The sequence below is a fragment of the Streptomyces sp. L-9-10 genome (assembly GCF_004151105.1).
Lineage (GTDB): Bacteria > Actinomycetota > Actinomycetes > Streptomycetales > Streptomycetaceae > Streptomyces.
The window spans coordinates 53,385-76,704 of the sequence record NZ_PHRF01000066.1; the positions used below are offsets into that span (position 1 = coordinate 53,385).

The window sequence follows — 23,320 nt, forward strand, 5'->3', positions numbered from 1 at the left end:
CGGACAGAGGCGAGGGCCGTGGACGCCCGTACTCGGACGTCCACGGCCCTCCCCGGACCACGCGGTCCGGATCCCGTTCCCGGGGCTCAGACGACGGGACGGAGCCTCGCCTTGTCTGCGGGGCTGCTGCCCTCCCTCGTCCCGGCCTGGAGGACGCTGCCCTCGCGCCAGTCCTCCCAGTCCACGTTCCAGTCCCCGTAGCCGTTGCCGAAGTCCTCCATGTAGTCCCCGGCGCTGTTGATGACCTGGACGATGTCGCCCTCCTGGACGGTCTCGAAGAACCAGGCGGCGTTGCCGGTGGACATGCCCACGCAGCCGTGGCTGACGTTCGCCACGCCCTGCGAGCCCACGGACCACGGCGCGGCGTGTACGTACTCCCCGCTCCAGGTGACGCGGGTGGCCCAGTAGACGGGCAGGTCGTAGCCCTCGCCACCGCCGATGCCGACGCTGGTGCCGCGCATCCGGACGAAGTACTCCTGGCCCAGGACGACCTTGATGCCGTTACGCGTCGAGAAGCCCGGCTTCCCGGTGGTCACCGGGATGCTGTTGATCTCTTCCCCGTTGACATAGACCGTCATGTAGTGCGCGCTGGCGTCGACGATGGCCTCGACTCGGTCGCCGGTCTTCATCTTGATCGGCTTGACCGTGCCGCCGTACAGCTTGTTGCTGATCTTCACGCCTTCGAGCGTGCTCGACGCGGTGACGGTCCCGTTGGCGGGCCAGTAGTCCTTGGGGCGGTAGTGCAGCTCGGTCTCGTCCACCCAGTGCCAGGCGCCCCCCTCGGCGGCGGGCTGGGAGCGGACCTTCAGGGAGCGCTCGATGACGTCCCTGGCCTTCTTGGAGGTGACCGGCTCGCTGAGCGTGGCGGTGATGGGCTGGCCGACCCCGTACTCGCCGGAGTCCGGTCCGAACTCGACCGTGAGCTTCTTCTTGGCGGGGCGGGTGTCGAAGGTGAGGGTCCGCAGACCGGGGGCGCCCTTCTTGCTCTCCGTGGACACCTTGACGGTGTAGCGGCTGCCGGCGGCCAGGGGCGCCGTGGAGTGCCAGCGTGTGCCGTCGGCGGCGAGCTCGCCTGCCAGGTAGTGGCCCGTCTTGTCGACGGCGGTGACGTCGGTGATCTTGCCGTCGGCCCCCGTCGAGGTGACTTCGAGGGGCTTGTCCGGGTCGGCCTTGGTCTTGCCTGCGGACATGCTGAAGGAGACCTTGCCCGTGGCGTCGGCCGGCTTCGCGGAGAGCGGGTGCTTCTCGTCACCGCTGCCGCACGCGGTCGCGCTCGCCCAGAGGGACACGACCAGCAGGGTGCAGCTCAGCACGGTGCGCAAGCGTGGCTTGTGGTTCATGATCACAAGATAGGAACGCCCGCGGCTTTTCCGCACGGCGAGAGAGGCAAACGGGGGGCCCGAGCACTCCGAATGGGAATGCTCGGGCCCCGGGTTCGCTCAGCGCGCTACTGGTTCTGGTTCTCGCCCCGGTAGAACTCGAAGACCCAGCCCCAGAGGCCGACCAGGATCAGGGGCAGCGAGAAGTACAGCAGCCACCAGCCGATCGCCACACCCAGGAAGGCCAGTGCGCCACCGATGGCGAGCGAGAACGGCTGCCAGCTGTGCGGGGCGAAGAACCCCACCTCGCCGGCCTCGTCCGCGACGTCGGCTTCCTTGTTGTCCTGAGCAAGGGCGTCCATCCGGCGAGCCGTGAAGGCCAGATAGAAGCCGATCATGACGCTCAGGCCGAAGGCGAGGAACAGCGCCGTCGTACCGACCGGCTCCTTCGACCAGACGCCGTAGACGACGGCGGTGGCCAGGATGAAGACGCTCAGCCAGATGAACAGCCTGCCTTGGATCTTCACTTGCCGACCTCCTTGCCGCCCACGAGGGCGGTGTCCTGCTGGCCGTCGAGCTCAAGGTGTTCCAGCGCGGCGATCTCGGGGTGGTGCAGATCGAACGCCGGCGATTCGGAACGGATCCGCGGCAGCGTGACGAAGTTATGCCGCGGCGGCGGGCAGGAAGTCGCCCATTCGAGTGAACGGCCGTAGCCCCACGGGTCGTCGACCTCGATCTTCTTGCCGTACTTGGCCGTCTTCCAGACGTTGTAGAAGAACGGCAGGACGGAGAGACCGAGGACGAACGAGCTGATCGTGGAGATGGTGTTCAGCGCGGTGAAACCGTCGGCGGCGAGATAGTCCGCGTAACGGCGCGGCATGCCCTCGGCGCCCAGCCAGTGCTGCACGAGGAAGGTGCCGTGGAAGCCGATGAACAGCGTCCAGAAGGTGATCTTCCCGAGCCGCTCGTCCAGCATCTTGCCGGTGAACTTCGGCCACCAGAAGTGGAATCCGGCGAACATCGCGAACACCACCGTGCCGAACACCACGTAGTGGAAGTGCGCCACCACGAAGTAGGAGTCGGACACATGGAAGTCCATCGGCGGGGACGCCAGGATCACACCGGTCAGACCACCGAACACGAAGGTGATCAGGAATCCGATCGTCCACAGCATCGGCGTCTCGAAGGACAGTGAGCCCTTCCACATCGTGCCGATCCAGTTGAAGAACTTCACGCCGGTGGGCACCGCGATCAGGAAGGTCATGAACGAGAAGAACGGCAACAACACACCGCCGGTCACGTACATATGGTGCGCCCACACCGTCACCGACAGGCCCGCGATCGCGATCGTCGCCGCCACCAGACCGATGTAACCGAACATCGGCTTGCGCGAGAAGACCGGAATCACTTCGGAGACGATGCCGAAGAACGGCAAGGCGATGATGTACACCTCTGGATGCCCGAAGAACCAGAACAGGTGCTGCCACAGCAACGCCCCGCCATTGGCGGAGTTGAAGATCTGCGCACCGAACTTGCGGTCCGCCTCCAGCGCGAAGAGCGCGGCGGCCAGCACCGGGAAGGCCAGCAGGACCAGCACACCGGTCAGCAGCACGTTCCAGGTGAAGATCGGCATCCGGAACATCGTCATGCCGGGAGCGCGCATGCAGATGATCGTGGTGATGAAGTTGACCGAGCCGAGGATCGTGCCGAAGCCGGAGAAGGCCAGACCCATGATCCACAGGTCCGCGCCGATACCCGGCGAACGCACCGCGTCCGACAGCGGCGAGTACGCGAACCAGCCGAAGTCAGCGGCGCCCTGGGGGGTGATGAAACCGCTCACGGCGATGATCGAGCCGAAGAGGTAGAGCCAGTACGCGAACATGTTCAGCCGCGGGAACGCCACATCGGGCGCGCCGATCTGGAGCGGCATGATCCAGTTCGCGAATCCGGCGAACAGCGGCGTCGCGAACATCAGCAGCATGATCGTGCCGTGCATCGTGAACGCCTGGTTGAACTGCTCGTTCGACATGATCTGCGTACCGGGACGGGCCAGTTCGGCGCGCATGAAGAGCGCCATCAGACCGCCGATGCAGAAGAACGCGAACGATGTGACCAGGTACATCGTGCCGATCGTCTTGTGATCTGTGGTGGTCAGCCACTTCACGACGACATTGCCCGGCTGCTTGCGCCGCACCGGCAGCTCGTTCTCATACGAGTCGTCCGCTGCCGCGGCGGCACCCTGGGGTTCGTTGAGGATGCTCACAGTTGGTTCGTCTCCGCATTCCTGGCCGGATCCGTCTGCGCGATGCCCGACGGGATGTAGCCGTTCTGACCCTTCTTGGCCAGCTCTTCCAGGTGCTTCTGGTAGCGCTCCGGAGAGACCACCTTGACGTTGAAGAGCATCCGCGAGTGGTCGACGCCGCAGAGCTCGGCGCACTTGCCCATGAAGGTGCCCTCCTGGTTCGGGGTCACCTCGAAGGCGTTGGTGTGCCCCGGGATGACGTCCTGCTTCATCAGGAACGGCACCACCCAGAAGTCGTGAATGACATCACGCGATGTCAGGATGAACCGGACCTTCTCCCCCTTGGGCAGCCACAGGGTCGGCCCCGGGTTGCCGTTCTGGGGGTTGCGCTGGCCCGGGACACCGGCGTCGTAGACGCCCTCGGCACCCTTGGGGAACTGCTCCGTGAACCGGCTCGGGATGGCGTCGAGCTCCGGAGGGAGCTCGTTGCCCGTGGAGGCGTCGCCGTCCACGTTCTCGATGTAGTTGAAGCCCCAGCTCCACTGGTAACCGACCACGTTCACCGTGTGGGTCGGCTTCGCGGAGAGCGAGAGGAGCTTCGACTCGTCCCGGGCGGTGAAGTAGAACAGCACCGAGACGATGATGAGCGGGACCACGGTGTACAGCGCCTCGATGGGCATGTTGTACCGGGTCTGCGGAGGGACTTCCACCTTGGTGCGGCTGCGCCGGTGGAAGATGATGCTCCACAGGATCAGACCCCATACCAGGATGCCCGTGACGAGCGCTGCCGCCCACGAGCCCTGCCAGAGGGAGAGGATCCGGGGAGCCTCCTCCGTCACTGGGGTGGGCATTCCAAGGCGGGGGAAGTCCTTGTATGTGCAACCGGTGGCGGTCGCGAGGATCAGGCCCGCAGTCAGCACCTGCGGCAGCTTCCGCCGCATCGGGCGCCGCGACGAGCGGTCGGAGCCGTTGGGACTCACGTAGCGCCTTCCCGAGAGTCTCGCCCGCGCGGCCGGCTGCGGCCGTCTCCTGGTCGGTCGCCGACCCTGACGCGGGCAGGGGTTTGGATGTTTATGCGGACCAAACCCTACTGGACGCGATTTGGGGCCGTGCGGGGAGGGTGCCCAACGCGCCGCCCGACTCCCCGAAGGGGTGGGATCACTGGCCACGGGACCCTGGAAGCACCGCTTCCGGGGCTCTTCTGACGCCCCCTCCGGATGCACGGAACCGGCACGTCCGGGAACGCGGAACCGGCACGTCCGGGTACCCGCGTTAGCGTGGGGCGTGGCCTACTTCGACGTCGCTTCCTCCGCTCCGCTGCACCCCGTCGCCCGCCAGGCTCTCCAGGCTTCCCTGGACGAGGGCTGGGCCGACCCCGCCCGGCTCTATCGCGAGGGCCGGCGGGCCGTACTCCTGCTGGACGCGGCGCGCGAGGCCGCCGCCGAGGCCGTCGGCTGCCGCCCCGACGAACTGGTTTTCACTCCTTCGGGGACGTATGCGGTGCATTCCGGAATGTCGGGTGCGCTCGCGGGGCGCCGGCGTATCGGGCGGCACGCGGTGGTGTCCGCGGTGGAGCACTCCTCGGTGCTCCACGCGGCAGCGGCCCATGAGTCGGCGACCGGTGGCCCGGTCACCGAGGTGCCGGTGGACCGGCTCGGCGCGGTGTCACCGGACGCGTACGCCGGGGCGCTGCGCGAGGACACGGCGCTGGCCTGCCTCCAGTCGGCCAACCACGAGGTGGGGACGGAGCAGCCGGTGGCGGCCGTCGCCGAGGCGTGCCGCAGCCGGGGCGTACCGCTGCTGGTGGACGCGGCGCAGTCGCTGGGCTGGGGCCCGGTGGAGGGCGCGTGGTCACTGCTGACGGGGAGCGCGCACAAGTGGGGCGGCCCGCCGGGCGTCGGGCTGCTCGCCGTACGCAAGGGTGTCCGGTTCGCGCCGCAAGGCCCGGCCGACGAGCGGGAGTCGGGGCGCGCTCCGGGGTTCCAGAACATTCCGGCGATCGTGGCCGCGGTGGCCTCCCTGCGGGCGGTACGCGCGGAGGCGGCGGACGAGGCGGTGCGGCTGCGGGCGCTGGTGGACCGGATCAGGGCGCGGGTGCCGGAGCTGGTGCCCGATGTGGAGGTGGTGGGCGATCCGGACCGCCGGCTCCCCCATCTCGTCACCTTCTCCTGTCTCTATGTCGACGGAGAGGCGCTGCTGCACGAGCTGGACCGGGCGGAGTTCTCCGTCTCCTCCGGATCGTCCTGTACGAGCAGCACACTCACCCCGAGCCATGTGCTGCGGGCGATGGGCGTGCTGTCGGAGGGGAATGTCCGGATCTCGCTGCCCCTCGGGACTCCGGAGGCGGACGTGGACCGGTTCCTGGAGGTGCTGCCCTCGGTGGTGTCCGGTGTGCGCGAGCGGCTCGGCGCGCCGGACTCCGCCGCCGGGTCCGCGGGCCAGGCGCCGTCGCTCGTGGTGGACGCGCTCGGCAGGCGCTGCCCGGTCCCGGTGATCGAGCTGGCGAAGGTGTTCGGCGGCGTACCGGTGGGCGGCACGGTGACGGTGCTCTCGGACGACGAGGCGGCGCGGCTGGACATCCCTGCGTGGTGCGAGATGCGCGGCCAGGAGTACGTGGGCGAGCGGCCGGCGGACCACGGTGTCGCCTATGTGGTCCGCCGGCTGTCGTAGCTCTCGGGCCGTACGTCAGGCGGCCAGGTGCGCCTGGACCTCGGCGGCGGCGTCATGGCCGTACGCCTTGGTGAAGCGCTCCATGAAGTGCGCCCGGCGCAGGGTGTACTCCTGGGTGCCGACGGTCTCGATGACGAGGGTCGCGAGCATGCAGCCGATCTGGGCCGCGCGCTCCAGGCCGACGCCCCAGGAGAGACCCGAGAGGAACCCGGCGCGGAAGGCGTCGCCGACGCCCGTCGGGTCGGCCTTGGTCTCCTCCTCGGGACAGCCGACGATGATCGGCTCCTCGCCCACGCGGTCGATACGGACGCCGTTCTTGCCCAGCGTCGTGACGCGGTGGCCGACCCGGGAGAGGATCTCGGCGTCGGACCAGCCGGTCTTGGACTCGATGAGCCCCTTCTCGTACTCGTTCGAGAAGAGGTACGTGGCGCCGTCGAGCAGGGTGCGGATCTCGTCCGAGCCCATGCGCGCGATCTGCTGCGAGAAGTCCGCGGCGAACGGGATCCCGCGCGTACGGCACTCCTCGGTGTGGCGGAGCATGCCCTCGGGGTCGTCCGCGCCGATCAGCACCAGGTCCAGGCCGCCGACGCGGTCCGCGACCTTCTTCAGCTCGATCAGCCGGGCCTCGCTCATCGCACCCGTGTAGAAGGAGCCGATCTGGTTGTGGTCGGCGTCCGTCGTGCAGACGAAACGGGCCGTGTGGAGCACCTCGGAGATACGGACCGACGCGGTGTCGACCCCGTGGCGGTCCAGCCAGGCGCGGTACTCGTCGAAGTCCGATCCGGCCGCGCCGACCAGGATGGGAGCGGTGCCCAGCTGGCCCATGCCGAAGCAGATGTTCGCTCCGACACCGCCCCTGCGCACATCGAGGTTGTCGACCAGGAAGGAGAGGGAGACCGTGTGGAGCTGCTCGGCGACCAGCTGGTCGGCGAAGCGGCCTGGGAAGGTCATCAGATGGTCGGTGGCGATGGAGCCGGTGACTGCGATTCGCACGGCGTGAACGCTCCTGATGAGGAGAACGGTTGACAGTTCACGCTATCGGGTCGACGGCGACCCTCCTAAGCTCACGAAATACCCGATAGTGGAGCTTTCTTCACGAACCGGGCGGTCGTACGGTGCGGTTGCACCGGACCGGACGGCCGGTCCCGGGCACCCGGTCGGCGTACTCCGTGGAACCGCGCGCTCCCCCGCTCCGTCCCACCGGCGGCAGGGAACGACCCGGGAACGATCCAGAGTCGAAGGAGCGCAGCGGTGACCAGCACGAAGCGGCCTCAGGAGAGCACAGCAGGCGGCGGCGACGCCGAACGCCCACGCCGGCGGCGTTCCCCGCTCGCCGTCACCACGGTGGCGGCGGCGGTACTGATCGCCGGGGGCGGTGGCGCGTACTTCGCCACGAGCGCCTCCGGCGACGGTACGGCGGGGAGCGGCGGGCCGCCGCCGCTGGCCCTCGACAACGCGGCGAACGCGTCCGGTCCGGGATCCGGATCCCGGACCGGCCCCTCCGAACCACCCGGCATCGCGCCGGGCGAGCCGGATCCGAGCGGGGTCACCTACCGCGCGAAGGGCTCGCTGCCCGACGGCCCCGCGACGGCCCATGTCCACCGTACGAGCGGAGAGGTCGCGTCGGCGGACGTGGCCCGGCTGGCGGAGGCGCTGGGCGTGCCGGGCACGCCGCGCTCGGACAGGACGGTCTGGAAGGTCGGTACGGAGAAGGACGGTTCGGGTCCGCTGCTCCGTGTCGCCAAGCAGGCGCCGGGCACCTGGACGTTCGACCGGTACGGCCCTTCGGGCAGTGACAACTGTCTCAAGGGAAAGAGCTGCCCGAGCACAGGCGGCGGCCCCGGGGACGCGGCCGGGGGTGACGCCGTGAGCGAGGCGGCGGCGAAGCGGGCGGCGGCTCCGGTGCTGAAGGCGCTGGGCCAGGAGAAGGCCGCGCTGGACGCCCGCCAGCTGATGGGCGCGATCCGGGTGGTGAACGCGGACCCGGTGGTCGGCGGGCTGCCCACCTATGGCTGGTCCACCGGGATCCAGGTGGGCGCCGACGGGCAAGTGACCGGCGGTACGGGCCGGTTGAAGGCGCCCGAGCAGAGCGACGCGTATCCGGTGATCGGCGCGGACGAGGCGCTGAAGCTGCTGAACGCGTCGGGCGACAGCACCGGCCGTGGCCGCATCGGCGGCTGCGCGACCCCGGCGCCGCTGGAGGGCGGGACGTCGCCGGAGGGCGGGAAGCCCTCGGCGGGCGAGAAGCCGTCGGCTCCGTGCACGCCGGGGAACGCCCCCGAGGCTGAGCCGATGGTGGTCGAGAAGGCGGTCTTCGGGCTGGCGATGCTGTCCGTGGAGGGGCGCGGGGCTCTCGTACCGTCCTGGCTGTTCGAGGTGGTACCGGGCGGGGACGCCATGCCGTACACGGTCACCCAGACCGCGGTCGCGCCGGAGTTCCTGGCGAAGCCGAGGACGAAGCCGGCGCCCGAGCGGCCGGAGGCACGGCCGGGCGAGGAGTCGCCGGGCGGGAAGTCGCCGGGCGAGCAGGTCACCTCGTACAGCGCCGAGGGGCGGACGCTGGCACTGCACTTCTGGGGCGGTGTGTGCGGCACGTACACGGCGTCGGCGGACGAGAGCGGCACGGCGGTGAAGGTGAGGCTGACCGAGTCGAGTCCGGAGCCGGGGAAGGTCTGTGTGGCGATGGCCAAGGCCCAGACGGCGAAGGTGACGCTGGACACGCCGCTGGGCGACCGGCGGGTGGTGGAGGCGACGACGGGCGACCCACTGCCGCTGAAGTCGTGAGAGCGCGGTCCTGAGACCGCGGTCCTGGGACGCGGCCCTGACATCCGACGCCCGACATCCGACATCTGACGCGCGCGAACGAGAGGCGGCGGCCCCGGTGGATTCCGGGGGCGCCGCCTCTCGTTCGCGCGCTGTCCCAGCGGTCTAGCTGGTCCGAGCGGTCTAGCTGAAGGAGTCCCCGCAGGCGCAAGAGCCCGTCGCGTTCGGGTTGTCGATCGTGAAGCCCTGCTTCTCGATGGTGTCGACGAAGTCGATGGAGGCGCCGCCCAGGTACGGGGCGCTCATCCGGTCGGTGACGACCTTGACGCCGCCGAAGTCCTTGACGACATCGCCGTCGAGCGAGCGCTCGTCGAAGAACAGCTGGTAGCGGAGGCCGGAGCAGCCACCGGGCTGTACGGCGACGCGCAGTGCGAGGTCGTCCCGGCCTTCCTGGTCCAGCAGGGCCTTGACCTTGCCCGCGGCGGCGTCGGACAGGAGGATGCCGTCGCTCACGGTGGTGGTCTCGTCCGATACGGACATCTGCTTCTCTCCCGGGTTGTACGGACTGCTTGCCGACAGTGCAACCGGCTCGGCCGCGGATTCATTCCGGGCCCTGGCGCGTGTCGTTTTCCCTTCTTCATGCTCGCACACCGGCCCGCGAAGCGGCAGCGGGCGTTCCTCGGGGGCCGCGTCGTGACTTCGGCAAGGCCTCGGGCAGGGCTCCGGCAGGGCTCCGCCCGGGGAATGCGTCACATCGACACTATCGCCATCGTCAAAGTGACGTGAACCAGTTATGATAGATAGCGTCAATTAGACGAAAAGGCTCGTCTGCAGAGAAGAAAGGGTGCGTGACGTGACCACCGCCCAACCCCGTCAGGATCTCGCCGTCCAGCCGACGCCCCTCGCCCTGCTGCTGCTCGGCCGCGAGGCCGACCCGCGCAGCGAGCGTGGCGTGGAGTGTCCGGGCGACCTGCCCTCCCCGTCCGACCCGGACCTGGTGGAGCGCGCCCGCGCGGCGAAGGAGAAGCTCGGGGACAAGGTCTTCGTCCTCGGCCACCACTACCAGCGTGACGAGGTCATCCAGTTCGCGGATGTCACCGGCGACTCCTTCAAGCTGGCCAGGGACGCGGCGGCGCGGCCCGACGCCGAGTACATCGTCTTCTGCGGCGTGCACTTCATGGCGGAGTCCGCGGACATTCTGACCGGCGACGATCAGAAGGTCGTCCTGCCCGACCTGGCCGCGGGCTGCTCGATGGCGGACATGGCCACCGCCGAGCAGGTCGCGGAGTGCTGGGACGTACTGACCGAGGCCGGCATAGCCGAGCGGGTCGTCCCCGTCTCGTACATGAACTCCTCGGCCGACATCAAGGCCTTCACCGGCAAGCACGGCGGCACGATCTGTACGTCCTCCAACGCCGAGCGGGCCCTGAACTGGGCGTTCGAGCAGGGCGACAAGGTGCTCTTCCTGCCCGACCAGCACCTGGGGCGCAACACCGCGGTGCGGGATCTGGGGATGTCGCTGGAGGACTGCGTCCTGTACAACCCGCACAAGCCGAACGGCGGCCTCACGGAACAGGAGCTGCGCGACGCGAAGATGATCCTGTGGCGCGGCCACTGCTCGGTGCACGGACGCTTCTCGCTGGACTCCGTCCGCGACGTACGGGAGCGGATCCCGGGCGTGAACGTGCTGGTGCACCCCGAGTGCAAGCACGAGGTCGTGGCGGCGGCGGACTACGTCGGCTCGACGGAGTACATCATCAAGGCGCTGGAGGCGGCCCCGGCGGGCTCGAAGTGGGCGATCGGCACGGAGCTGAATCTCGTACAGCGGCTGGCGAACCGTTTCGCCGCCGAGGACAAGGAGATCGTGTTCCTCGATCGCACGGTCTGCTTCTGCTCGACGATGAACCGGATCGATCTGCCGCACCTGGTGTGGACGCTGGAGTCACTGGCCGAGGGCAACGAGGTCAACCGCATCCAGGTCGACAAGGAGACGGCGGACTTCGCACAGCTGGCGCTGGAACGGATGCTGGCCCTGCCGTAGCCGCGCCGGGGCACGGGCCCTACGGGGCGGGGCGACGGTCCGGGCACGGTCTGCCGCCGTGCGGCGCTCCGGACCGTGCCCGTCATCAGCGGGGCCGTTGCCCGGCCCGACGCGACGCCCACGTCAGCGCGGGTGAGTCCCCGACCGGTGCCGACCGGTGCCGACCGGTGCCGACCGGTCGGGGACTCGGCGTCGCATGATCAGGGTTCCACGTCAGAACGGCGGACCCGTCGAGGCAGGGAAAACGGGCACCTGGTCGCTCCACCCCTGGGCACGGCCGTAACGGGCCAGGTCCTCCACGCACCCGCGGACGGCCGCCCATGGACGGCCGACCACCGCACCGGCGCCCGCCGAAAGCGAAAGCTCCGCTTCGGCGGGCGCGGTGGCCGAGTGCCCCACGCGCACCGCACAGCTCACGGAAGCCCGCGGGAATCGCGTTCCCTCCGGCGCGGCCACAGTGATCTTGAGCTCGGCTCCCTGGGGGACGACCCCCTCCGCTGCCATCAGCGCACGCATCCGCGCCACGAGCGGCACGGCGCTGTCCTGAAGGGAGCCACGAGGCAGGGCGATGAGACGGTCCAAGGTCTCCTGCCAATGCCACGCAGCGTCGTGATCGTCAGGCGTAGCTCACGGGCACTGAATACCTTCCTGTGGTGCAGGACGTACACCGCCACCAGCGCGGTGCGGACCGCGTTGCCCAGGGGCTCCTCGTACGCATGCGGCGCCGCCCACGCCCATCGCCGAGGCGCGATCCGGTGCGGAGCGCACCCCTCCGTCAGCGCGCCGAGGCCCTCCCGCACGGTGTCACCGAGCAGCCAGCGGCCACCATGGTCAAGACAGAAGAGGCGCCCCAACTCGTCCACGCCAAGAAGTCCGTGGCTGTCCGTTCGGCCGAGAGGGAAGAGGCGTAGACCGACTATCTCACCGAGCGCTTCGAAGGCCCGGAATGCGTGCCGTGCCTCGCAGGGCTCCAGGTAGCAGCCCGAGGCGGCGACGTCCCTGCCCGCACCGGCAGGACGGAGGTTCAGTCCGTGGAACTCCCGCAATGCCCGCATGGCAGCGGGAAACAGCGTCCATGGGGAACCTCCGGCGACCGGCACGGCGACCGCCGCGGTCTCCAGTGCGGCGGACATGGCGGCGTCCCTGACATCCCGGCCGGGAAACCAGCCGGCGGCGGTCAGCGCATCACCGTCCCCGCTCATGCGCCGATGACGTCGATGCCGAGCTCGCCCAACAGCGCCGAGCAGGAGCGGCAGACAGCGGCAGGAGTGCCGTGCTCCGGGTCCCCGTGGTCGCGGATCTTCTTCGCGACGAGGGCCGCCCCCTCGAAGTGGGCTCGCGCCTCGCGAAGGCTCGTCGTTCCGCGGTCGGCCCGCTGCTGGTCCAGGGCCCACATCTGGTCGGAGATCAGCGCGGATTCGGCGCAGTAGCCGATGAACGGCTCACGCTGTCCGACGGGCAGCGCGTCGAAGAAGTCCTGCACGGCGGGGTGCAGACGAGGCAGGTCTTCCCCGGCCAGACTGGTGTGACTGACGATCTTTTCCTGAACGAGCAAGGAGGCCGCCACTCCCGGAATCAGGTCAGGCATAGTAGTCCTCCGCATCTTCCTGGTCGCCGGTCATCAGGCTGGAGAGGGCCTGGGACTCATTCTTCCCGAGGAAATAGGCCCCAGTGTGGTGCAGATAGAAGTAACGCCCGGTCTCGTCCAGCAAAACGATCCCGTTCTCGGACGTTTCCCAGCCGACGGGGAAGAGCCGCTGCCCGAGATTCTCCGCGAGTTCGACGATCAACTCCGCGTCCCCGTCATAACCGAATGTGGGGTCTGCCCGGAACTTCCTCTCGGGTGCCAAGGGAACGGGGAACTCCAGCCCGACGAAGGACGAGACGAATCGGAAGACCTCGTCCCACGGTCGCAGTGGGAAACCCTGGTCCTTGGAGTTGTTGACGCGAATGGCGATGAGACGCCCGGCCTCGTCCGCGTTCTCGCGTCCCGGGTACCAGCCGTTGGCCCGCAGCCACTCGTCCAGCTTCTCCTGGGGGGGCGGTGATTTCATCGTTGTTCCTCTCTGCCGGAAACAGTGCTCAACTGTGCAAGCCGATCCCCAGAGCTTCCAATGCGGGGCCGCAGCTCCGGCAGGGCGGTAAATACGAACCATGCTTGGCCACATTGCCGTCGCCGTCCTGTTGGTCGCCGATGGCCACCGTGTAGATCTTGCTCCCCGACATGGCGCGGCGGGCGTCCTCGATCGTGGTGATGCTGCCGTGTTTGTCGTCGAGATCATGCAATCGGTCGGAGATCAAGGATACTTCGGCGCACTTTCCGTGCCCGCGCCCGAGGACGAGTTCGCCGCGGTCGGCCCGCGCTGCGAGCTCGTCGTAGACGGACCGCAATACGGGATGCGTGTCAGGCGTCTTCTGCCCGTGCCGGCCCTGCGAGCTGCTGTGCGAAGTCAGGACGTCGCCATGGACCAACGCGCCGGAGCATCCCTGCTGAAGCCTGTCCTTGCCCTCCGGCTGCTGCCCCCGGGCATCGCGAGCGGCGTCCGCGAGATCGCGGGCTTCGTGTTCCAGGAGCCGAAGGCGCTGCTGCTGATCCAGTCCGCTGACGTCCAGTGCGTCCCCGCGGTGATGCCGCATGCGGCCTGCACTCCTGCCGTGCCAGCCGGGCGGAGGCTGAAGGGGCCTGCCGCCTCCACTCCCGCTGCCGGAGCTTCCCCCGCCGCCATGTCCGCCGTCTCCGCTCCCGCCCTTGCCCAAGTCGTCACCGTCACCCTTGCCACCCTTACCGACCTGGTCACGGACATCGGCGTCGGCGTCGCGGTGAGCCTTGGACCCGCCCTTGATGGCGTCCGGGAGCTTCTTGCCGACGTGGTCTCCGAGATCGTCGAGTGCTTTGTCTAGTTTTTCGGTGACACCGTCGATGGTGGTGTCGAGGGCGGCCGTGAGAGAGTCCTTGCCTCTCGCCCGGCCGTGAGCTCCTTTGGCTTTACCGATCTTGGCTTTCGTCTTGCCCTGCATGGAGATCTGGACATTGGCCAGGTGCATGCCAGTACTGCCGTGCGCGTCATGGTCGATCTCCAGGTCGCCGCCAGGGACCGGGCCGGTCGGGCCGTCTGCCGAGTTGAGCCTCAGTCCCTCCACGCCGGCTTTGACGGTCTGGTCGGTGCGGTAGCCGTCCCGCACACCCGTGACGTTCAGTGCCGTCTGGATCGCCAGGTCCGCGACGACGTTCTCGATCGCGGCCACCGCTGGCTGGGTGAGCGTCGCGACGATCTCCGCGACGGCTGCCTCCGCCATCTCCTTGAGGATGCGCTTGAAGGCGATCCGTGTGGCGGCTATCTTCGCTCCGGCCAACAGAGTCGACAGGCCGGCCGTGACGGGCGCGAAAGCGAGTGTGACGCCCACCGTGGCGCACAGATCGGCGAGTTCACCGACGGCGGCTATCTTCCGAGCGACGATGATGTCCGCGACCCTGTCGAGCGCGCCCGCGATGATCCGCGATGCCTTCGCGAGGTCCTTGTGCTTCCCCTGCACCTTGGACCAGTGCTCGTCCAGTGCGGTCAGCGACTCGCTCCGCCCGGTCGAGAGCAGCTTCTGGATGTACTGGTTCGCGGCAGCCCCATCGTCCTCCGCGTCGTCCGCGAACTCCCGGAGCGCGTCGGCCATGTCGCGGTACGCGTCCTCGTCGACATTGGGCCACCCCACTCCCACAACATCCAGCATCGTGTCGACACCCTCGGGAATCGTGTAGCCCACTGGCCCATCCCCCCAATCCCGTCAGCAAGATCCATAGAATGCCACGCACCGGTGACATCGGCCGAGACGGTTCCCGGTCGCTGCTGCGACGCGGCGACGCGGCGACGCGCCAGATGGTTGCCGGCGCCGCTGCAATGCCTGTCCGGCGTGGTCCCCGCCGTGGTCAGGGGCGTTCCGCTTGATTGCGGGGCGTCCCCGGTGTCGTCTACCGTCTCCTACGTTCGTCAACCGCCCAGGCGTTTCGAGCACGGCCGTCGCGCCGTACTCCGCCCGAGGGCGGTTCCCGGAGCCGTGGCGTGTTCTCTTGTGCCGTTGCGCTCCAGCAATCCCCTTGTGTTCCCGGTCGATTCACCGTCTCCTCCGCACCGGACGAAGAGGTTGCCGCCCCATGCCCCGATCACACCGCCGCCCCCGCTCCCGGCTCACCGTCGCGCTCGTACTGCTCTGTTTCGTCGGTCCGTTGTCGACGGACATGTATCTGCCTGCCTTTCCCCGGATGACCGCGGAGCTGGGGACCGACGCGTCCGGGGTGCAGGTGACGCTGACCTCGTTCCTGGCCGGGATGACGGCCGGCCATCTCGTCTTCGGGCCGCTCTCGGACCGGTACGGGCGACGGGGGCCGCTGCTCGCGGGGGCGGCCGTGTGTGCCGTGGCCACCGCGTTGTGCGCGGTCGCGCCGGGGCTCGGCCGGCTGGTCGTGCTGCGCTTCGTGGCCGGGTTCAGCGGGGCCGCGGGGGTCGTGATCGGGCGGGCGGTCGTCACGGATGTCGCCCAAGGAGCCGCGGCGGCGCGGCTGTTCGGGATCCTGATGACCCTGTCCGGGACAGCGCCGGTGCTCGCGCCGCTCGCGGGCGGCGCCGTGCTCGGGGCGGCCGGCTGGCGCGGCGTGTTCTGGCTGCTCGCCGGGGTCGCGCTGCTGGTCACGGCGGCCGTGGTGGTCGCCGTACCGGAAAGCCTGCCGCCGTCGCGGCGGCGGACGGGCAGCGGCGGGGAGCTGTTCCGTACGGCACGGGAGGTCGCGGGCGACCTCCCGTACGCCGGCTACACCCTCGCGTACGCCTTCGCCTTCGGGACGCTCTTCTGCTATATCGCCGGGTCGCCGTTCCTGCTCCAGAACGTACTGGGGCTGGGCGTCGGCGTCTCGTCCGTGACGTTCGCGGGCGGCGCCGTGTGCACCGCGCTGGCCGGGGCGGTGAGCGCGCGGTCGGCGGGCCGGATCGGCCCGGAGTGGCTGTTGCGTACGGGGGTGCGCACCGTGCTCGCCGGCACCGTGTCGCTGCTCGCCGCCGCCGTGGCGGGGGGACTGTCGGTGGCCGGCTGTCTGGTCCCGATGGCGGTGGTGTGCGGCGGCCTGGGCCTGGTCCTCACGAACGCGACGTCCCTGGCGCTCGCCCGGGTCCCGGCCGCGGCGGGCACGGGCTCGGCGCTGCTCGGTACGGCGCAGAGCGCGCTGGGGGCGGTGGTGGCGCCGCTGGCGGGGCTCGGCGGGGCGGAGACGGCGGTGCCGCTGTTCACGGTGATGACGGCGTGCGGCGTGGGGGCGGTGACGGCGGCGGGATGGGCGGGGCGGGCGGGAGCGCGGGTCCCGGCCGCGGGGTAGCCCCGACGAGCCATCGGCCCACGCCCGTACGCGCATCCGCACCCGCACACAGCGATGCCCCGGGGCGGCCCGGTCCTCGCGGCCACCCCGGGGCATCCCCCGGTCGGTACCTCAGTACCTCAGTACCTCAGTGCGTCGGAACCTCAGACGTTCGCCGGTTCCGGTTCGCGCTGCGACTCCGGGGCCGGGGTGTCGTTCCGCTTGGCGTGCCGCTTCGCCGCCTTCTTCTTCGCGCGGCGTTCCTTCCGCAGCTCCACCATCGCGTACAGCGTCGGCACCAGCAGCAGCGTCAGCAGCGTCGACGACAGCAGGCCGCCGATCACCACGACCGCCAGCGGCTGCCCGATGAAGCCGCCCTCACCGGTGACTCCCAGTGCCATCGGGAGCAGCGCGAAGATCGTCGCCAGCGCCGTCATCAGGATCGGGCGGAGCCGGTGACGGCCGCCCTCGATGATGGCTTCGACCACGCCCAGACCCTGCGACCGGTACTGGTTGATCAGGTCGATCAGCACGATCGCGTTGGTCACCACGATGCCGATGAGCATCAGCATGCCGATCATCGCCGGGACGCCCATCGCCGTACCGGTCAGGATCAGCAGGCCGATCGCGCCGGTGGCCGCGAAGGGGACGGACACCAGCAGGATCAGCGGCTGGATCAGCGAGCGGAAGGTCGCGACCAGGACCATGAAGACGATCGCGATGGCCGCCAGCATGGCGAGAGCCAGCTGTCCGAAGGCGTCGTCCTGGTCCTGCGAGACACCGCCGATGGTCGCGGTCGCGCCCTCGGGAAGATCCAGGGCGTCGATCTCCGACTGGAGCGAGACGCTGACCGCGCCGGTGTTGTCACCGATCGGCCGTGCCGTGATCGTCGCGGCCCGCGAGCCGTCGATGCGGGTCATCGAGACCGGACCGGGGACCAGCTTCACGTCCGCGATCTGACCGAGCTTCACCGGGCCCAGGGGCAGGTTCTTCAGCTCGGAGATCGTCTTGGCCGGCTTGGCCGACGTGACGACGACATCCCGCTCGGTGTCGTCCAGGACCGCCTTGCCCGAGGTGGTGCCGCGTACCGCCTGCGAGACCGCGAGACCGAGCGTGGTGTCGTTGAACCCGGCCGCGGCGGCCTTGGAGTTGGCCTTGACCGAGATGCGCGGGACGGACTGTGACAGGTCGCTCTGTACGTCGGTGACGTCGTCGAGCTTCGCGACGGCGGCCTGGACCTGGTCCGCGGCCTTGCGGAGGGTGTCCGCCTCGGACGCCTTGACGACGACGCTCAGGTCCTGGCTGCCGAAGCCGCCGCCCGCGCCGATCGTCGTCTCGCCGATGCCGTCGACCCCGGCCAGCTCCTTCTCGATGCGGTCCTGAGTCTTCTCGTAGGTCGCGGAGTCCTTCAGGGTCACCTGGTACGACGCCTGGTTGGCGCCCGTACCGCCGCCGAAGGCCGCCATGAAGCCGGAGGAGCCGACGGTGACCTGGTAGTCCTTGATCTCCTCGATGCCGGAGAGGACCTTCTCGACCTTCTTCGCGGAGGCGTCGGCCGACTCCAGGCTGGTGCCCGGGGCCAGCTCCTGCTTGATGGAGAGGACTTCCTGGTCGCCCTGGTCGAAGAAGTTGGTCTTGAGCAGCGGCGCCATGCCGAACGTACCGAGCAGGACGACGATCGCGATGACCACGCTGGTGATGCGGCGGCGGGTCGCGAAGCGCAGCACCGGTACGTACAGCCGCTGGAGCCTGCTGCGGTCCTCCTTCTCCTCGGCCAGGCGGCGGGCCTCCTCGGGGCTGACCCCGACGGCGGCCTTCGGCGCGCGCAGGAACCAGTACGAGAGCACCGGTACGACGGTCAGCGAGACGAGCAGGGACGCGAGCAGCGCCGCCGTCACCGTCAGCGAGAACGAGCCGAACAGCTCGCCGACCATGCCGCCGGTCAGACCGATCGGCAGGAACACCGCGACGGTGGTGAGCGTGGAGGCGGTGACCGCTCCCGCGACTTCCTTGACGGCGGTGAGGATGGCGGCCTCGCGCTCCTCGCCGTAGGCCAGGTGCCGCTTGATGTTCTCCAGGACGACGATCGAGTCGTCGACGACGCGGCCGATCGCGATGGTCAGCGCGCCGAGGGTGAGCACGTTGAGGGAGAGGTCACGCGTCCACAGCACGATCAGCGCCAGGACGATGGAGAGCGGGATGGAGACGGCGGTGACGATGGTGGAGCGGAGCGAGGCCAGGAAGACCAGGATCACGATCACGGCGAAGACGAGACCGAGCGCGCCCTCGGTGGTCAGTCCGGAGATCGACTTGGAGACGGCCGGGCCCTGGTCGCTGACGACGGTGAGGGTGGAGCCGGAGCCGAGGTCCTTGCGGAGGTCGGGCAGCTTGTCCTTGACGGCGTCCGAGACGGCGACGGCGCTGCCGTCCTTGTCCATGGTGGCCGAGACGGCGAGGCTGGGCTTGCCGTCCGTCCGGGTCAGCGAGGTCGCGGCGGCCGGCTTCTGCTCGACGGTGGCGATGTCACCGAGGCGTACCGGGGAGGGAGCGTCGGCGGAACCGCCCGCGCCGCCCGCGGCAGCCTGGGGCAGTACCCGCAGGTCCTCGATCTCCTTCAGCGAGGTGAACCCGCCGCCGACCTGGACCGTACGGCTCTTGCCGTCCTCGGAGAACGAACCGGCGGGGAAGGTGGCACCGCCGGCCTTCAGCGCCTCGGAGAGCGCCATGGTGTTGAGGCCCGCGGCGGCGAGCTTCTTGTCGTCGGGGGTGACGGCGACCTGGAGGTCGCGGACACCGTCGACGGTGACCTGCGCGACGCCCGAGATGTCCTCCAGGGCGGGGACGACCGTACGGTCCAGCTGATCGGCGAGCGCCTGCTGGTCCTTGTCGGAGGTGACGGCGAGGACGACGGTCGGGAGGTCGTCCGTCGAGCCGGCCACGACCTGCGGGTCGACGTCGGCGGGGAGCTGGGAGCGCACGCGGTTGACGGCCTGCTGGACGTCCGCGACGAGCTGCTTGGTGCCCGCGTCGCCGAAGTCGAAGCTGGCCATGACGACGGCGCTGCCCTCGCTGGCCGTGGAGGTGATGCCGCTGATGCCGTCGACCGTCTTGATGGAGTTCTCGAGCGGTTCGACGACCTGCTTCTCGACCACATCGGGGGAGGCACCCTGGTACGGGGCGATCACCGACACCATGGGGAGTTCGATGGAGGGCAGGAGCTGCTGCTTGAGCTGCGGTATCGCGATGGCTCCGAAGACGATCGCGATGATCGACATCAGCCCTATCAGGGCCCGTTGCGCGAGGCTGAATCTTGACAGCCAGGACATTGGGTGTCTCTCTTCTGTGGTGTGCGCGGCAGGTGGACACGGCGGCTCGGCCGCGGAGGGGCGCTGCGGCGCCTCCGCGGATGGGCACGACGGCCCCTCTATACGATCGGCCATCGGCGGGGGCCGATGTGTAGACCGCAGGTCGAGTTCCTTATCCGGCCTGTACCGCGCTTGGAGTACACGCGAGAGGTGTGCTACTCCACCCTTGGGCGTACCAGGCCCGATTCGTAGGCGATTACCACCAATTGGGCCCTGTCGCGAGCCCCTAGTTTGGCCATCGCGCGGTTCACATGGGTCTTGACCGTCAGCGGACTGACCTGAAGACGCTCCGCGATCTCGTCATTGGAGTGGCCGCCCGCGACCAGCACCAGCACCTCGCGCTCGCGCACCGTGAGCGCGTCCAGCCGCTCAGGACTGACCGCCGGGTCCGCGCCCTCGCCCGCACCCGCGCCCTGTGCGAGGAAGGTGGCGATCAGGCCCTTCGTCGCGACGGGCGACAGCAGCGCCTCGCCCGCCGCCGCGATCCGGATGGCGTTGAGCAGCTCCTCCGGCTCCGCGCCCTTGCCGAGGAAGCCGGAGGCCCCGGCGCGCAGCGACTGCACCACGTACTCGTCGACCTCGAAGGTGGTCAGCATGACGACATGCACGGCGGCGAGTTCCGGTTCCGCGCTGATCATGCGGGTCGCGGCGAGACCGTCCGTGCCGGGCATCCTGATGTCCATCAGGACGACATCGGGCCGGGTGGAGCGGGCGAGGGCCACGGCCTGCGCGCCGTCGGCGGCCTCCGCGACGACCTCCATGTCCGGCTCGGAGTCCACCAGGACCCGGAACGCGCTGCGCAGCAGCGTCTGGTCGTCGGCCAGCAGGACCCGGATCGTCATACGTTCTCCCCCGTGCGGTTCATGACCGGCAGTATCGCCTGGGTGCGGAAGCCGCCGCCGTAGCGGGGCCCCGCGGTGAGGGCGCCGCCGAGGGCGTTGACACGCTCGCGCATGCCGATGAGGCCGTGGCCGCCGCCGTCCGCGGGCTCGCCCGTGCCCCGCCCGTCGTCCAGCACGGTGATCTCGATGGTGGCGCCCACGCGTACGACGCTGACCTCGGCTTTCGCCGCCTGCCCGGCGTGCTTGCGCACGTTCGTCAGGGCCTCCTGGATGATCCGGTACGCGGCGAGGTCGACGGCGGCGGGGAGGGGGCTTTCCGGGGCGCCGGCCCCGTTCGCCGCGAACTCCACGGGCAGGCCCGCGTTGCGGAAGGTGTCGAGGAGCCCGTCGATGTGGGCGAGGCCGGGGGCCGGTTCCGTGGGGGCCGCCGGGTCGCCGGACTGGCGCAGCAGCCCGACGGTGGCGCGCAGTTCGTTGAGCGCGGAGCGGCTTGCCTCCCGTACGTGGGCGAGGGCCTCCTTGGCCTGGTCGGGGCGCTTGTCCATGACGTGCGAGGCGACGCCGGCCTGCACATTGACCAGGGCGATGTGGTGGGCGACCACATCGTGCAGATCGCGGGCGATGCGCAGCCGCTCCTCGGCGACCCGGCGGCCCGCCTCCTCCTCACGGGTGCGTTCGGCGCGTTCCGCGCGTTCGCGCATGGCGTCGATGAAGCCACGGCGGCTGCGTACGGCGTCTCCCGCGGCGCTCGCCATGCCGGTCCAGGCGAATATCGACAGATTCTGCTGCGCGTACCAGGGGTCGGGACTGAGCAGCATCGCGACGGCGGTGAGGACGGCCATGGTCACGAGGCCGACGCGCCAGGTGGTGGGCCGGTCGGTGTGGGCGCCGACGGTGTAGAGCGCGATGACGGCGCTGAACACCACGGGGGTGGGCGGATGCCCCGCGAGGATGTCGACGAGGGTCAGCCCGCCGGTGCACAGCAGGACGGGCATGGGCGCGCGGCGCCGGAAGACGAGCGCCCCCGCGCCGAGCACCATGAGCAGGACGGTGAGCGGCTCCGGCGTGCGGGTACCGAAGGTGGGGCCGCCGGGGCCGGCGTGCTTCTCGGCGAACGATCCGAGCACCATGCCGACGAGGACGGCCGCCGCCAGCACGCCGTCGGACGCGAGCGGATGCGCGCGCACCCAGCTCCGCGCACGGACGAGCGGGGTTCCGAGGGAGGTCACGTCGGGCATCCGGAAGGGGTCACGCTGCAACGGTACGGGGTACGGGCGGCGGTACTCACGCGCGTCGGCGCCGCACCCCGGACACGGGCCGTACGCACGCGTGTCGCGCACCGCCCTACAGACGTGCCCGTGACGTACGCACGCGTGCCCCGCGCCGCCGGTCAGAGCCGGGGACACGGGGCACGCGGGGGTGCTGGAGTGCGGGAGAAGCCGGTCAGGCCGAGGGGATCAGGCCATCGTCGTTCAGCATCTCGCGGACCTCTTCCAGGGTCGCGCCAGGAGCGGGAAGGATCAGTTCGGACGGCTCCAGGGAGTCGACGGGCAGCGGCTCGCCGAGTTCGCGCACCTTGTCCAGGAGGGCGTGGAACGTACGGCGGAAGCCGTCCTCGTCGCCGTTCCTGATCTCGGCCAGCAGCTCGTCGTCCAGCGTGTCGAGTTCGGTGAAGTGGCTGTCCGCCAGCTTCACCTGGCCCTCCCCCATGATCCGTACGATCATGACGAATCCCTACTGCTTGTCGAATTTGTTCGAGGTCGGCGGGGCGTCCTGGGTGCCGCCCTCGATCGCCTGCTTCGGGGCCGAGCCGCCCGCGAGCTCCGCCTTCATGCGCTGGAGCTCCAGCTCGACGTCCGTACCGCCGGAGATGCGGTCCAGCTCGGCGGCGATGTCGTCCTTCGCCATCCCGGACTGGTCGTCCAGGGCGCCGGAGGCCAGCAGCTCGTCGATCGCGCCGGCCCGCGCCTGTAGCTGCGCGGTCTTGTCCTCCGCGCGCTGGATCGCCATGCCGACGTCACCCATCTCCTCGGAGATGCCCGAGAAGGCCTCTCCGATCCGGGTCTGCGCCTGTGCCGCGGTGTAGGTGGCCTTGATGGTCTCCTTCTTCGTACGGAAGGCGTCGACCTTGGCCTGGAGGCGCTGCGCGGCGAGCGTGAGCTTCTCCTCCTCGCCCTGCAGCGTCTGGTGCTGCGTCTCCAGGTCGGTGACCTGCTGCTGGAGCGAGGCACGGCGGGAGAGCGCCTCACGCGCCAGGTCCTCCCGGCCGAGCGCCAGCGCCTTGCGGCCCTGGTCCTCCAGCTTCGACGACTGGCCCTGCAGCTGGTTCAGCTGCAACTCCAGCCGCTTGCGCGACGTCGCCACATCGGCGACCCCGCGGCGTACCTTCTGCAGCAGCTCCAGCTGCTTCTGGTACGAGTAGTCGAGGGTCTCGCGCGGATCCTCGGCCCGGTCAAGGGCCTTGTTGGCTTTCGCGCGGAAGATCATCCCCATACGCTTCATGACACCGCTCATGGGCTTCGCGCGCCCCCTTCTGACGGACTACAGCTCCAGCACTCCAACAGAACCCACAGTACGGGCCCTGCCTCTATTACCGCACTGTTCGAGCGCGGATGCGCTCCTCCCCAAGGACGACTGCTCCGCGCCCCAGTCAGGCGCAGGGAGTAGACGGAAGTCGGGGACAGGGGAGACAAAGTCCCCCTCTGTCCACATACAGACGCTCGCTGTTGCGGGATCGTTCCCC

19 protein-coding genes are annotated in these 23,320 nt (G+C 69.6%); 4 read left to right on the forward strand and 15 right to left on the reverse strand.

The window, feature by feature from the left end; genetic code table 11:
- Positions 1–86: 86 nt before the first annotated feature.
- From CU044_RS18275 to coxB, 4 genes are all read right to left on the reverse strand, one after another.
- A complete protein-coding gene (locus tag CU044_RS18275; RefSeq protein ID WP_129769790.1) occupies positions 87–1,340 on the reverse strand; it encodes an Ig-like domain-containing protein in 1,254 nt (417 codons plus the stop codon).
- Positions 1,341–1,447: 107 nt separating this feature from the next.
- A complete protein-coding gene (locus tag CU044_RS18280) occupies positions 1,448–1,846 on the reverse strand; it encodes a cytochrome c oxidase subunit 4 (RefSeq protein WP_129769791.1) in 399 nt (132 codons plus the stop codon).
- Positions 1,843–3,582, reverse strand: a complete 1,740-nt coding sequence (gene ctaD / locus CU044_RS18285; RefSeq protein ID WP_129769792.1) for a cytochrome c oxidase subunit I — start codon at positions 3,580–3,582, stop codon at positions 1,843–1,845. Before ctaD ends, CU044_RS18280 begins: the two co-directional genes overlap by 4 nt.
- Positions 3,579–4,541, reverse strand: a complete 963-nt coding sequence (gene coxB / locus CU044_RS18290) for a cytochrome c oxidase subunit II (RefSeq protein WP_129769793.1) — start codon at positions 4,539–4,541, stop codon at positions 3,579–3,581. Before coxB ends, ctaD begins: the two co-directional genes overlap by 4 nt.
- A 304-nt stretch (positions 4,542–4,845) precedes the next feature.
- Here coxB and CU044_RS18295 point away from each other — a divergent pair, with 304 nt between their 5' ends.
- On the forward strand, positions 4,846–6,231 hold the full coding sequence (locus CU044_RS18295) for a cysteine desulfurase/sulfurtransferase TusA family protein (protein WP_129769794.1): 1,386 nt from the start codon (positions 4,846–4,848) through the stop codon (positions 6,229–6,231).
- A 15-nt stretch (positions 6,232–6,246) separates the two neighbouring features.
- Here CU044_RS18295 and CU044_RS18300 read toward each other — a convergent pair whose 3' ends face one another.
- A complete protein-coding gene (locus tag CU044_RS18300; protein WP_129769795.1) occupies positions 6,247–7,224 on the reverse strand; it encodes a carbohydrate kinase family protein in 978 nt (325 codons plus the stop codon).
- A gap of 258 nt (positions 7,225–7,482) precedes the next feature.
- Here CU044_RS18300 and CU044_RS18305 point away from each other — a divergent pair, with 258 nt between their 5' ends.
- Positions 7,483–9,015: a hypothetical protein gene (locus CU044_RS18305; protein ID WP_129769796.1), complete on the forward strand. Its 1,533-nt coding sequence runs from the start codon at positions 7,483–7,485 to the stop codon at positions 9,013–9,015.
- A gap of 162 nt (positions 9,016–9,177) precedes the next feature.
- Here the strand turns inward: CU044_RS18305 and CU044_RS18310 are convergent, their stop codons facing one another.
- Positions 9,178–9,534 carry an iron-sulfur cluster assembly accessory protein gene (locus CU044_RS18310; protein ID WP_030355429.1) on the reverse strand — a complete coding sequence of 119 codons (357 nt, stop codon included), beginning with the start codon at positions 9,532–9,534 and terminating at the stop codon, positions 9,178–9,180.
- A 313-nt stretch (positions 9,535–9,847) separates the two neighbouring features.
- Here CU044_RS18310 and nadA point away from each other — a divergent pair, with 313 nt between their 5' ends.
- A complete protein-coding gene (nadA, locus tag CU044_RS18315; RefSeq protein WP_129769797.1) occupies positions 9,848–11,035 on the forward strand; it encodes a quinolinate synthase NadA in 1,188 nt (395 codons plus the stop codon).
- Between the two features lie 503 nt (positions 11,036–11,538).
- Here the strand turns inward: nadA and CU044_RS18320 are convergent.
- Genes CU044_RS18320 through CU044_RS18335 form a run of 4 tightly spaced genes read right to left on the reverse strand, consistent with a single transcriptional unit; the run spans position 11,539 to position 14,701 of the window.
- Entirely contained in the window at positions 11,539–12,237 is a 699-nt protein-coding gene (locus CU044_RS18320; RefSeq protein ID WP_240045673.1) for an SUKH-3 domain-containing protein, read from the reverse strand.
- Positions 12,234–12,623, reverse strand: a complete 390-nt coding sequence (locus CU044_RS18325; RefSeq protein WP_129769798.1) for a YwqJ-related putative deaminase — start codon at positions 12,621–12,623, stop codon at positions 12,234–12,236. Before CU044_RS18325 ends, CU044_RS18320 begins: the two co-directional genes overlap by 4 nt.
- Entirely contained in the window at positions 12,616–13,089 is a 474-nt protein-coding gene (locus CU044_RS18330; protein WP_165371923.1) for an SUKH-3 domain-containing protein, read from the reverse strand. Before CU044_RS18330 ends, CU044_RS18325 begins: the two co-directional genes overlap by 8 nt.
- A gap of 28 nt (positions 13,090–13,117) precedes the next feature.
- Positions 13,118–14,701: a YwqJ-related putative deaminase gene (locus CU044_RS18335; protein ID WP_193563998.1), complete on the reverse strand. Its 1,584-nt coding sequence runs from the start codon at positions 14,699–14,701 to the stop codon at positions 13,118–13,120.
- Between the two features lie 478 nt (positions 14,702–15,179).
- Here CU044_RS18335 and CU044_RS18340 point away from each other — a divergent pair, with 478 nt between their 5' ends.
- Positions 15,180–16,391: a multidrug effflux MFS transporter gene (locus CU044_RS18340; RefSeq protein ID WP_129769801.1), complete on the forward strand. Its 1,212-nt coding sequence runs from the start codon at positions 15,180–15,182 to the stop codon at positions 16,389–16,391.
- 143 nt (positions 16,392–16,534) lie between these two features.
- On the opposite strand, the gene CU044_RS18345 is transcribed toward CU044_RS18340, so the two are convergent.
- The 5 genes from CU044_RS18345 to CU044_RS18365 all read right to left on the reverse strand — a co-directional run bounded on the left by CU044_RS18345 (position 16,535) and on the right by CU044_RS18365 (position 23,079).
- A complete protein-coding gene (locus tag CU044_RS18345; RefSeq protein ID WP_129769802.1) occupies positions 16,535–19,696 on the reverse strand; it encodes an efflux RND transporter permease subunit in 3,162 nt (1,053 codons plus the stop codon).
- Positions 19,697–19,890: 194 nt separating this feature from the next.
- Positions 19,891–20,577 (reverse strand): response regulator transcription factor, encoded by a 687-nt coding sequence (locus CU044_RS18350; RefSeq protein WP_129769803.1) that lies wholly within the window; start codon positions 20,575–20,577, stop codon positions 19,891–19,893.
- Entirely contained in the window at positions 20,574–21,815 is a 1,242-nt protein-coding gene (locus CU044_RS18355) for a sensor histidine kinase (protein WP_129769804.1), read from the reverse strand. The genes CU044_RS18350 and CU044_RS18355 overlap by 4 nt, the downstream gene beginning before the upstream one ends.
- Positions 21,816–22,020: 205 nt before the next feature.
- Positions 22,021–22,302, reverse strand: coding sequence for a hypothetical protein (locus tag CU044_RS18360; RefSeq protein ID WP_129769805.1), 282 nt, complete (start codon positions 22,300–22,302; stop codon positions 22,021–22,023).
- Positions 22,303–22,311: 9 nt separating this feature from the next.
- Complete coding sequence (locus CU044_RS18365; RefSeq protein WP_129769806.1) at positions 22,312–23,079, reverse strand: PspA/IM30 family protein; 768 nt, start codon at positions 23,077–23,079, stop codon at positions 22,312–22,314.
- Positions 23,080–23,320: the final 241 nt, after the last annotated feature.